Origin of the sequence: Janthinobacterium sp. PSPC3-1 (assembly GCF_049896105.1) — a bacterium.
GTDB lineage: Bacteria > Pseudomonadota > Gammaproteobacteria > Burkholderiales > Burkholderiaceae_D > Janthinobacterium.
The window spans coordinates 33,797-44,788 of sequence record NZ_JAFCTQ010000041.1 but is presented as its reverse complement, the minus strand read 5'-3'; the positions used below and the strand labels follow the sequence as shown (position 1 = coordinate 44,788).

Annotated in this window: 14 protein-coding genes and 1 pseudogene; 5 read left to right on the top strand and 10 right to left on the bottom strand. The window is 56.4% G+C overall.

Translation table 11 applies throughout. From position 1 onward, the window contains the following. Nucleotides 1-99 precede the first annotated feature (99 nt). Complete coding sequence (locus tag ACP7B7_RS27140; protein WP_426078786.1) at nucleotides 100-1,593, top strand: ABC transporter ATP-binding protein/permease; 1,494 nt, start codon at nucleotides 100-102, stop codon at nucleotides 1,591-1,593. 475 nt (nucleotides 1,594-2,068) lie between these two features. Here ACP7B7_RS27140 and ACP7B7_RS27135 read toward each other — a convergent pair whose 3' ends face one another. The 10 genes from ACP7B7_RS27135 to ACP7B7_RS27090 form a co-directional block, all read right to left on the bottom strand. Continuing rightward, complete coding sequence (locus ACP7B7_RS27135) at nucleotides 2,069-2,437, bottom strand: hypothetical protein (protein WP_426078785.1); 369 nt, start codon at nucleotides 2,435-2,437, stop codon at nucleotides 2,069-2,071. Between the two features lie 9 nt (nucleotides 2,438-2,446). Then, nucleotides 2,447-2,644, bottom strand: a complete 198-nt coding sequence (locus tag ACP7B7_RS27130; RefSeq protein WP_426078784.1) for a hypothetical protein — start codon at nucleotides 2,642-2,644, stop codon at nucleotides 2,447-2,449. 15 nt (nucleotides 2,645-2,659) lie between these two features. After that, a complete protein-coding gene (locus tag ACP7B7_RS27125) occupies nucleotides 2,660-2,986 on the bottom strand; it encodes a hypothetical protein (protein ID WP_426078783.1) in 327 nt (108 codons plus the stop codon). A gap of 248 nt (nucleotides 2,987-3,234) precedes the next feature. After that, on the bottom strand, nucleotides 3,235-3,507 hold the full coding sequence (locus ACP7B7_RS27120; RefSeq protein ID WP_426078782.1) for a hypothetical protein: 273 nt from the start codon (nucleotides 3,505-3,507) through the stop codon (nucleotides 3,235-3,237). 125 nt (nucleotides 3,508-3,632) lie between these two features. Continuing rightward, nucleotides 3,633-4,187, bottom strand: a complete 555-nt coding sequence (locus ACP7B7_RS27115) for a hypothetical protein (protein WP_426078781.1) — start codon at nucleotides 4,185-4,187, stop codon at nucleotides 3,633-3,635. Between the two features lie 11 nt (nucleotides 4,188-4,198). Continuing rightward, nucleotides 4,199-4,804 (bottom strand): hypothetical protein, encoded by a 606-nt coding sequence (locus ACP7B7_RS27110; protein WP_426078780.1) that lies wholly within the window; start codon nucleotides 4,802-4,804, stop codon nucleotides 4,199-4,201. A gap of 153 nt (nucleotides 4,805-4,957) precedes the next feature. Beyond that, nucleotides 4,958-5,593, bottom strand: a complete 636-nt coding sequence (locus tag ACP7B7_RS27105; RefSeq protein WP_426078779.1) for an NYN domain-containing protein — start codon at nucleotides 5,591-5,593, stop codon at nucleotides 4,958-4,960. 88 nt (nucleotides 5,594-5,681) lie between these two features. Continuing rightward, on the bottom strand, nucleotides 5,682-5,984 hold the full coding sequence (locus ACP7B7_RS27100) for a hypothetical protein (RefSeq protein WP_426078778.1): 303 nt from the start codon (nucleotides 5,982-5,984) through the stop codon (nucleotides 5,682-5,684). Between the two features lie 495 nt (nucleotides 5,985-6,479). Beyond that, nucleotides 6,480-6,701 carry a hypothetical protein gene (locus ACP7B7_RS27095; protein WP_426078777.1) on the bottom strand — a complete coding sequence of 74 codons (222 nt, stop codon included), beginning with the start codon at nucleotides 6,699-6,701 and terminating at the stop codon, nucleotides 6,480-6,482. A 347-nt stretch (nucleotides 6,702-7,048) separates the two neighbouring features. Further along, nucleotides 7,049-7,720 (bottom strand): tyrosine-type recombinase/integrase, encoded by a 672-nt coding sequence (locus ACP7B7_RS27090; protein WP_426078776.1) that lies wholly within the window; start codon nucleotides 7,718-7,720, stop codon nucleotides 7,049-7,051. A gap of 491 nt (nucleotides 7,721-8,211) precedes the next feature. Here ACP7B7_RS27090 and ACP7B7_RS27085 point away from each other — a divergent pair. From ACP7B7_RS27085 to trbC, 4 genes and pseudogenes are all read left to right on the top strand, one after another. Further along, a pseudogene (locus ACP7B7_RS27085) lies at nucleotides 8,212-8,776 on the top strand (IS5 family transposase); the annotation flags it as partial. A gap of 236 nt (nucleotides 8,777-9,012) precedes the next feature. Beyond that, nucleotides 9,013-9,390 (top strand): transcriptional regulator, encoded by a 378-nt coding sequence (locus ACP7B7_RS27080; RefSeq protein ID WP_426078775.1) that lies wholly within the window; start codon nucleotides 9,013-9,015, stop codon nucleotides 9,388-9,390. Between the two features lie 203 nt (nucleotides 9,391-9,593). Then, nucleotides 9,594-10,553, top strand: coding sequence for a P-type conjugative transfer ATPase TrbB (trbB, locus tag ACP7B7_RS27075; protein WP_426078774.1), 960 nt, complete (start codon nucleotides 9,594-9,596; stop codon nucleotides 10,551-10,553). Nucleotides 10,554-10,563: 10 nt separating this feature from the next. Then, complete coding sequence (trbC, locus tag ACP7B7_RS27070; RefSeq protein WP_426078773.1) at nucleotides 10,564-10,992, top strand: conjugal transfer system pilin TrbC; 429 nt, start codon at nucleotides 10,564-10,566, stop codon at nucleotides 10,990-10,992.

Here is a 10,992-nt window from a genome sequence, read left to right as displayed (position 1 = left end):
GTGAAGGATTTGCATACCCCCGATTTAACCAGCGATCTGCCTAGCTGAACAGGCTGGGGTTCGTGGAGCGCTTACGATGTGCTGAAAAAGGTGGTCTGGATGACGATCGGCGTCGGCTTGCTGGTGGGCGCGCTGGGCGTGGTGCGGACCGCCATCATCGACCTGATCGACCTGGACTGGCGCACATGGCTGAGCAATCACTACCTGGAACAGTGGTTCAGCTCGCACGCTTACTACGCCATGGATCCCGATGGCGCGCTTTCCAATGCGGACCAGCACATCGCCGAAGACGTCAGGATGTTTGCCAACAGCAGCGTGGTCAACATTTCCAACATGATCAACGTAGTGGTCAACATCGTGGCCTTCACGGCGGTCTTGTGGGCGCTGTCCGGCACCCTGACCATTCCCATCGGCGACCTGCGCCTGCAGATTCCCGGCTATATGGTCTACGTCGCGCTGGTCTACAACCTGGCGTATCTGCTGCTGGTCCACTGGGTCGGCAAGCGCCTGATCGTGCTGGGCATGAAAAGGCAGACCGTCGAGGCGGACTACCGTTACGGCGCCATGCAGGTGCGCGAAAACGCCGTGCAGATCGCCTTTTATGGCGGCGCCGCGAACGAGCTGCGGCGCTTGCGCCGCCGCTTCGAGAAAATCCGCGACAACGTCCTGGCCACGGTGGTGCGCAACGCCAAGCTCGAGATGACCAGGACGGTCTACGGCCACCTGTTCGCCGTGCTGCCGACGCTGACCGCCCTGCCGCGCTATTTCGCCGGCGAGATCACGATGGGAGGCGTGACGCAGGCTGTCGGCGCCTTCGGCCAGCTTAGCGCGTCGCTGGGCTACTTCCAGGAGTCGTACAAGAGTTTCGCGATGTGGCTGGCACTGGCAAACCGGCTGCGCGATTTTTCCTGGGCCATCAACAAGGCGCATGCGCGGCCGAACGGTTTTACCGTGGCGCGCGCCAGCCAGGACGGCATCCGCAGCAGCGTGCTGGCCCTGCGCACCCCAGAAGGCGACCCGCTGGCTGATGTGGCGCCACTGCAATTGGCGGCAGGCAGCCGCACGCTGGTGCGCGGCCCGTCAGGCACCGGCAAGAGCACGCTGCTGCGCACCCTGGCCGGTTTATGGCTGCATGGCGCGGGCACCGTCACGCTGCCGGCCAAGGCCCGCATCATGTTTCTGCCGCAGCGCAGCTACCTGCCGACCGGCACTTTCAAGGCCGCCATGTGCTACCCATTGATGCCCGATCAGTTCGACGACGCCACCTGCCGGCGCGTGCTGGACGCCTGTGGCCTGGGCAACCGGATCACGTCGCTGAAAACCCGCGATAACTGGCAGCAATTGCTGTCCGGCGGCGAACAGCAGCGCGTCGCCTTCGCCAGGGTGCTGTTGCAACGGCCCGACTTCGTGTTTCTCGACGAAGCGACCAGCGCGCTCGACCCGGCCACCGAGGCCAGCCTGTACCAGGCCCTGATCAGAGAACTGCCCGGCAGCGCCATCATCAGCGTGGCGCACCGCACCGCCGTGGCCGACTACCACGATGACATCATCGAACTGGTGCCGAGCACCGTGCCGGCGGCGCAACCTGGCTGACCCGGCAAAATGAACCAAGCCCGCGATAAGCGGGCCTGGCATGGTTCAATTCACTTCAGTTCCGGTCACGCCGGATGGGAAATCACTCCCACTCGATTATCAATGAGAAGGCCAAGTGACTGATTTTTCAAGGATTTTCTTAACTATATATGTTCGATACCATCGAAAATACCATCATAAAAAAACACGTCTTGACCATCTTCGCACCATCTTCATTATCTTACACTCTTGCAGTACCGATTACAAATTTCGGGCCTGCGCGCCCTGCAGTGTGAATGACGGGAACCTAAACCTGCATGGATGTCACTGGACTATCCCATCATAGGCGCGCGCATCATTTTCGTCTTCCAGCATCCGCCGAAATGTGCTACTGTTTTTCGGTTGCGCTTCGATGACATTAACGTTTTCCTCGATTAGACCAACTTATTTCGAATGGGCGTGCTGTTGGGTGTTTCGCTTTAAAAGTGTAGCTCAATTACTTTTTGGCATCTCGCCAAGTAAATTTTCGGTACGTGTCCACCGTGCAGAGCACAATTGCAACTTGTTTGGTTTGAGTAACTATATGCACAACAGAATCGTTCGGTTCGTTGTATTTGGTTGTAATAAAAAACTGGACGGTATCCTTGAATTCTCCAGCGTCTTCGTCACGATTTATTTTGATGTCGCCTGGGTCTGTCCCCCCACTCGTAAAATATGGCGGAAGAAAACTTGTATGGATATATAAAGTATCGCCGACCCTTGGCACTGTTTGCAAATCCAATTCAAATTGGCTTCCTTCTGGAGGAGGAACAAGCTCCATGCTACCGTGGGCGGTTTGCTTCAATACAACTCTTACCTTGACCATCGTATTTTCCTATTTGTTGATTGCGTCACATTCTGCCATCGTTTTCCAACCAAATTTGCCCCGATCACCGCACTCGTATTCGGTCTTGCCGGTCCAGCGATCACTACGAATTCCAGCGTGTGCTGAGAATTCGTACCGAAACGTCGTTGCGATAACAACAGCCGCAATCACGATGGCGCCAGCCAGATACCTCATGTCTCTATCCATGGATTTTCCTTGGTCTCAGGGGATATTTGGGTATGCACCGTATTGGTAGAAGAAATCTACGACGTTCTGATATGCCGAGTGAGCATGGCTCGGATCGGCAACCGTTGCCGCAGTGATTTCTACAACGGTGACGCGGTGCGCTTCGGCTTTTGGGCGAAAGCCTTTAGTGCACAGTTCCTTAACGCCCGCAGCATCTCTGACAGAGCTAAGGGCGCACAAGACCGAAATACCGGCGTGATCCGTAGCAATAGCGCCGATGTCTGTCACGTTGGCAAAGAAGCGGCTTTTGTTCATTTTGCTCGCAGCGCCGTCGAGTCGAACCTCGTAAAGATATCGATTCATTGATGTTTTCCTCGGATGCTACAAGTTGTTATTTTGAATGCGTTGCACCGCGACCTTCATTGCCTGTTCGTTGGCAAGGCTTTCGTCAAGACCGCATGCCGGTGGAAGTGCCACATTTGTTAGGGCGGTCAGGTGTCCACCCGAAACTACCACTAGGGGGAACCAGTGGCCCGGCATATCGGAGTCCTGGTAACTAGACGGCGTAAGTGTGTACCCGTTGTACGAAACTGGCTTCATATTTTCAGCTCTCAGCAGCCGTAGATCCAGCCGGGCATTGTTTTGCTATCATCCCGCAGGTTCTCCAGCATCCAGCCACAGAATTCCAGCGCTGCTTCAAAAGGAGTGAGGCTTTCGGGAATCTTCTCACTGGCTGCGAGTGCGGCGCGTACAGCGTTGGAAACGCCCGTGAACGAGACGATGTGACGTTTCGATTCATCGAAGCTGGGGTGGCTCGTGACGTTGATCGAATTCGTCAGCACCAGCGTTTGAACTGCCCACAAAAATTGTTCTTGCTTCGTCATCGTATGCTTTCCATTTTGGGCCACGGCACCGTGCCAGCCCTTTCAACACCAAGCCCCGCTCTAGGCGGGGCAATGGGTGTAGCTGAGGCGTTTTCCCTATTCGCCCGTGATGGACGACACTTTGCTCATTCCTTTGTCAACATCCTTGGCTTGCCGTCCCCAACGGTAACATCCATACCGCTGGCCATTCGCTCCACGAAGCCCGGCAAGCTTGCTGCTGCAGCCTTGAGCAACACTGCCGGGCGCGTGGGCGTGGTGAGGTCAACCAGCGGTTGTCCTGTTGCTGCCCGTACCGCTTCGTGGCCGATCGCAATTTGCTCCTTTTGCTGGAAGGACGTTATCAACTCAAGCGTGCGTTGCAATTCATCGAAGGCTTTTTGAGCCGACTGCGCATAGGTGTCTTGCTTGCCCTGGTAGACAGCATGTAGGTACCGTGCTTCATCGAAGACCAGGTCTCCTGCGTCTGTCTGCATCACGCCTCGTGCCCAGTGTGCCTTAGGATCGCGCTGCGCTGCTTGAGTGACGACATTCACCACCCGCGTCCTGATCTCGCTTCCTATCGGTGCCAAGTTGTGGATTTCGAGCAGAAAGTTCACTGAGACCTCGGTTTTGGCCTGGGCGAGCGGCGTATTGCCATTCGACGACCTCGCTAGGGCGAGATTCAAATCACCGATCGACATCTTTTCTCCTATTAATTACCCTTGCGCGCGACTCTCGTGAACGGCGCAGCATTCGAGGCCAACTTCAAAATCCTTTGATCTGATTCGTCAAGAGGCTCCCCGTGTAAAATCTTTTCGCAAACATCAAATAATTCCGACACAAGGCCGAATTGTCCCCCGGCGTCTCGCAGGGTCATGACGTGAGAAACATCCTCATCGGATAGCTTCATTGCATGCCGATCGACCGGTACCGCCTGGAGAGATTGTCCGATGCCACGCTGAAGGTCAGGAAGGAAGGCAGCGGTATCCGAATCCAACCCTGTGTTGGGGACTGCCAGCTCCATCAAAACGTCAAGCGATGTCTTGAACCAGTCGGCGCCTCGCCATGGGCCATCATGGATTACGGCAAGGTACTCGATGGCGCGGCTAACAATTTCCCAGTCACCGTACATCTCGTCCGCGAACCCTGCATAGTCTTCGGCGATACTTGCAAGTTGCTCCGTCAGCGTTTCAACCCAGTCGCTAGAGACGCCTGGCTGATGCCATAGTACGTTCCGAATAAAACGGCGACAGGCGAACCTCAGTCCGCGCTTCCACTGCTCTTCAACGGCTGTTGCTTTATCTTGCGGCTCATTCACTTTACTTCTTCCTTTTGCCAGCGACCGGCTGGTTATCGGGCGCCACCAACGCGCTGGTTTCCTCGTTGGCCAGGCAAAGCGCGTGACCCTCTCATCAGCAAAGCCACCTCGTGGGTGGCTTTGCTAAGACCTGGTGCGTTTTCCTATGCGAAATTACTTTTTCAATGCTGACTTCAGCTTCGTTGCCAAATCGGCACCGATGACCGCATTGGCCGCCTTAGGAACTGACCGGCCGACATTCCTGCCGCCTGCGATAAAAGTAACATCTTCATAATGTTTTTCCAACGCTATGAATCGGCCCTTGTGCTCCGCAAATGATTTCAGGCTTCGGCCACAAGCATGTGTCCAGCTCACTACACGTACTTGCCACCCTTCATTGACGAAACCTTCAAGGTCATATAAAAAACCCTCTTCATCATCGTACCCCTTGCCGTCCCCTGTGCAGACAACCATCGTGCCCGGCGAGGCTCTGTACTTTTTTGCATGCCGATACATCTGCAACTGAATTTTGTGATCGACCGTTTCGTTCTCGCCAGAGGAGGCACGAGGGATTAGCGTCGGCTTTATGCCATGCGACTCGATGCGAGACCAAACTTCATCGGTTGAGGGAGGTGTACTGCCGCCCCAAACAAATTCTGAAGTCGATTCTTTTTTCGTTATGAGGTCAATGAATCGTGGAAAGTGAATTCGAAAAGCAAATCGGTCCTCACCTTTGTGCTCGTCCGCATACCGCTGGCCCTCGTGAAAGATGTTGGAGTTATCAACGTACACGCAGATTGGGTTCTTCATTTTTCTCCTCATTAGCCAGCACCCCGCTGGGCTTTTCAATGCATCAAGCCGCGTCATGCGCGGCCGACGTGTCGGTATGGCTATTTCCCTATGCGATTTTCTCGGGCGTATACAACTCATCAAATACATGGTCCGGCATCCACGTCTCATATTCGTCTCGCGTTCCAAGCTTGCGTACAACCAGATAGCCAGGAAAGATTCGATGGTGGCTCGGCGGCGGTTTCATTTTCGAAGTACCCGAAATTTTTTTGTAGCGCACATCGTACTCGGCATTGCTCATTTCCATGGCCCGAACTTTCAAGCCAAAGTCGGACGCTACGTATGCGTCTATTGCGACAAACAAGGGCAGACTCGAAGAGTCTGTGAGTGCCCTGTTGAAATCGTAGGTCATGCCTCTTTCCTCTTTCAAAATTCGCCCTAGTCGGGGTTCTACGCTTTGACAACCTGCCGATCGTCTAGAAAGAAGCGGCGAGGGGTTGATCCTGTCTTGCTCGCACTCACGGCCGCGTCCCGCTTGCTCGTATCGGGTTCCTGTCGCAGAACCCCGATCAGGGCGTTTTTACTGGTTATTAAATTTTTGCCACGTACCACTCGCCGACGAAAAAATAGGCTACGAGTTCTTCCGCCTTTAATGCCTCACGTACGGTATCGCTTACATCCCCGGAGAGCACAGCTATCGTCCCATCCACATCGTCACAGAGCAAGAATAGCTCAGCCTTGGATATCTGAACCGAGCCGGTCGTACTAATGCGGTGCTTTAGTTCCCTTAAACCCCATAGCATTTCGATTTCCTCGTGGCCGGTACCGCACTGACCTTCTCATGGCCACTGCCCGGTCAGGCCGGGCGCGGGGGCTGTAGTAAGTAAGCCGCTAGGGCGAGTTTTCCTTAGTCCGGCTCAAATGCGACGTAGCTGCGGCCCGCGCGATCCAACTCGGCTTTCCAGCGAAGATAAAGATCTTTGTGAAAAGTCCCAAAGGTCACCTGGTCGTCGTCGGCCCCGCTAACTCCGCTTACCATGTAGCCGGTAGTTCTGGTGATCGGCACAGTGAGCAGGTCTCGGTCGCCAAAGCGAATCGCAACGCCGTATGCAATGATTTTTTCTGCCATGATTTTTTCCCTTTGTCAAAGTTCGCCCATTGGCTTAGGATGGTAAATAGATTCGCCAAACGCGTTTGGAGACTCAGAAACCTCACTTCCGATACTCGCCACCATGCTAGAGAAGTAAGTTCCCTTTAACATCGCATAACTGCTGGGGTTTAATCCCGTCGCACCGATTTGGTCCAAAATTTTGTCGATCTGTACGATGCTCAACCCGCCAAGCACCCCGGCGTAAATAATTGATCGCTCAGCAGTAGTGCGTCTTCTTCGTGACATAATTTTCCTTCGCTCCACCAACTGTTTCCAAATTGTAAAATATTGTAGTCTACTTGCAACGGATGAAACCTCTCCAATTATCACAACACCTCGGCGAATGCTTGACGAAGCCGAGCACGAGAAATCTCTAAAAATGGATCGACGTGGTCTAGTTCGGCGTGCCCGAGCATCAATTGCACCGTACTAAGTTCGACGCCGTTCGCCAAGAGCCGGCTTGCCATAGTTCTCCGACCGCTGTGAGAACTGCCGCCCTTGATTCCGGCATCCCGGTACAACTTCGTAACGTGTGCTTGCAGCGCGTCACAGGCTACGTAATCGACCTGCTGGCCAGCCTCGTTGATACGCCGCTTGGTGTTCATGGAGTAGCGATAACCCTTAAATGTCAGCACAAGCATGCTGTCCGGACGAAGCCCACGGTATCGCTTTGGGTCCTCGCTCATACGCCAGCGTCTCTCGACCCGCAGTGTGAGGTAGTCATCAATCGCGGCGATCAGATCACGGTTAGCCGGGTAGATGCAGGGCTGTCGCAGGCCTTTCGTGATCGCGGCCCGCAGCGATACCTCCGGCCGGATCGCGCCGGAAGGGAACAACACATCGCGGACCTCGATCTGCGCGATTTCTGACACCCGCATCCCTGTGTGGATACCGAGCAGCAGGACAAGAACATCGCGCTCTGGATCGCGGCTGGTGGCTCTGGTGACGCGGAGAAGGTGACGGTACTGGCCCGGCTTTAAGACAGCAGCTTGTGGCATGGTGATCCTCTGAATGGGATTGGAAACAGGCGTTATTCAGAGTGAGAACCTTCCAGGCTCTTTTTCTAGTCTATCACCGCATGAACCATCATGTCCTCGGAAAAGCCCGTCGCAGTTATTCCAAACCATCGCAGTAATTTCAGAAAGTCACACGTGGTACCACCATGGCGCGGTCGATGCAGTGGACGGGCGATCGCCGGCACTGACCTGGGCGCGCTCTCGCGCGACTGGCCGACACCGACAGCGTGGTGCTGCAGCAGCTGGCCACCGGCGAGGGTCTGGTTTATCAAAGCGCACCAGCTGGCGGCCTTCGTGCTGGACCTGTTGATCGCCGGCGCTCCCCTAGGCGCCATCCGCAGGTCCGCTCAGACGTACGGATTTGGCAGCCGCAAACCGACAAATACGAGATGCGTGGCATGGCTTTGGAAAATGTTTGAAACTAGGGAACTACTAATTTATTCATCAAACGCCGCCCCCCCTGCGGCGGACCTACCATCATCGACGCCACGCTGAGCGCCGCGCCGCCGTCGACCAAGAACAAGGACGACAAGCGTTCTCCAGAGATGCAGCAGTCGAAGAAAGGCAATGACTGGCTTCGGCCTGAAGGCCCACGTCGGCGTCGATGCCGCTTCGGGCCTGGTGCATACGATCATCAGCACGGCCGTCAATGTCGCCGACGTGACCAGGCGCACGCGCCGCTGCACGGTGACGAGACTGCCGCGCTCGGCGACGCCAGCTACCGCAGAGTGGAAAAGCAGTCCGAAAACATCGGCAAATCGGTGACGTGGTAATGTGACCATGAAGCGCTCCAAACGCAAGGCACTGCCCAAGAATAAATTGGGATGCTTGACGGAACAGCTGGTGCATTTGAATGCTAGCGTTCGGGCGAAAGTCGAGCATCCGTTCCATGTCGTCAAGAACCTGTTTCGTCATCGAAAAACGCGTTATCGCGGTCTAGCCAAGAGCACCGCAGAGCTCTTACGCTGTTCACCTTTGCCAATCTGCTACTGGCCGGCAGGCGCTTTACGATAACCGAATCCCCGTAGTCCATCCTGATGACAGAAAGACGCGAAACATCCCGTCGAATGGAGTGAAAAACGGGCTTGAACGACTAGCCAGTCGACTATTTGGCGCGCCAATGTCGCTAAGGAATCAGGATGGGCGACATTAGTCCGACGTTTGCAAGGAAATACATGAAATCTGAGCGAGCTGGATACGCTTGCGCAGGTGATCTAAAATATATAGACCGGTTTAAGTTAATATGACAGCACCGATTTAAGGCGGACTCCACCTTGTACAACCAAATCTTCTTCACCAATGTCCTGCGCGTGCTCGACGAACTGGGCATCTCCAAGAACGAACTGTCCGACCGTGCGGGCATGTCGGTGTCGTTCCTGTCCGACCTGACCAACGGCAAGGCCAACCCCTCGCTCAAGATCATGGAGTCGATCGCCAAGGCCCTCGACGTCGCGCTACCTGCCCTGCTGGAAATTACCGATCTCGACCAGGAGTCGCTGGACATGCTCGCCGGCGGCAAGGCGCCAAATAGCCTGCCGCCGGGCTACGTGCGCGTGGCATCGGTACTGACCGAATACCAGGCTTTCCAAGTGCGCCAGTGGAACGAGGCGAATCGCAAGCAGATCGCGGCCGGCAAGCCTGAGGACAGCTGACGGGTGGAAACACTAGCAGCGCCGGCAACATATTTTCCATAACGCCATATCCTTCGTGAAATAGTCAAGCGGATTCGTCACTAAACAACGAACTCATCAACAGCCTTACGGCTGACCTTTGCGCTAGGTCTAAACCCGTCGTTTTCACCGGTATATCCTTTGTATATCTGACATTGCTTTGATGCAGCAGAAGGATACCGATCATGGCCGATACGGAAGATTTCTCGACGCTGAAGGACCGTGCGCGGCGCAAGCTGGAGCGCGACATGGGTCCTCTGCTGGTGGAGGCGCTGAACGATCCGCGCACCGTAGAAGTGATGCTCAACGCCGACGGCAGGCTGTGGCAGGAGCGGCTCGGGGAACGGATGCGCTGCATCGGCACCTTGCGCGCGGCGCAGGCTGAAGCCATCGTCAAGACCGTCGCGGGCTACCACGGCAAGGAGGTTACGCGCGGCAAGCCGCTGCTGGAAGGCGAGCTGCCGCTCGATGGCTCGCGCTTCGCGGGCCAGCTGCCGCCGGTCGTCCCCTCCCCCACTTTTTCCATCCGCAAGAAAGCCATCGCGATCTACACGCTGGACGAGTACGTCGCTGCTGGATCCATGACGGCGCGCCAGTGCAGCATCCTGCGGCAGGCGGTGGCTGGCCACCGCAATATCCTCGTTACTGGCGGCACCGGCTCCGGCAAGACCACCCTGGTCAACGCCATCATCAACGACATGGTGGCCTGCGATCCCGGCGAGCGCGTCTTCATTATCGAGGACACCGGAGAAATCCAGTGCGCCGCCGAGAACTTCGTGCAGTACCACACTTCCTTCGACGTCTCCATGACGGCGCTGCTGAAAGCCGCGCTGCGCATGCGGCCTGACCGCATCCTGGTTGGCGAGGTGCGCGGCCCCGAGGCGCTGGACCTGCTTGATGCCTGGAACACGGGCCACGAAGGCGGCGCGGCCACGCTGCACGCGAACAATCCGGCGGCAGGCCTGGTGCGCCTCAGGTCGCTTATCAGCCGCAACCCTTCGGCGCCTGCCGATATCGAGACGCTGATCGGCGAGGTAGTGCATATCGTCGTGCACATTGCCCGTACGGCAGCTGGCCGCCGCGTGCAGGAAATCCTCGAAGTGGCCGGCTATGCGGACGGCCGCTATCTCACCCACGTACTGTAAGGAGCTGACCATGAACATTTTCCTGCCTGGCCCGCCGGGCCATGACCACCGCAAGGCGCAGTTCTGGCTGTGCGCGGCCATCGTCCTGCTGTTGTTTCTGTCGCTGCCGCACCAAGCGCATGCGGCCGCCGGCACCGGCGGTTCGCTGCCCTATGAAAGCTGGCTGGAAAACCTGCGCAATTCCGTCACCGGCCCGGTGGCCTTCGCCCTGTCCATCATCGGCATCGTCATCGCCGGGGGCGTGCTTATTTTCGGCGGCGACCTGAATGGGTTCTTCCGCACCCTGATCTTCATCGTGCTGGTGATGGCGCTGCTGGTGGGCGCGCAGAACGTGATGAGCACTTTCTTCGGTCGCGGCGCGGAAATCGCGGCATCTAGCGATACGCTGTACGGCGCCATCCGCCATATCGCTGCGTGCAGCGGCGCACGGATGGCATAG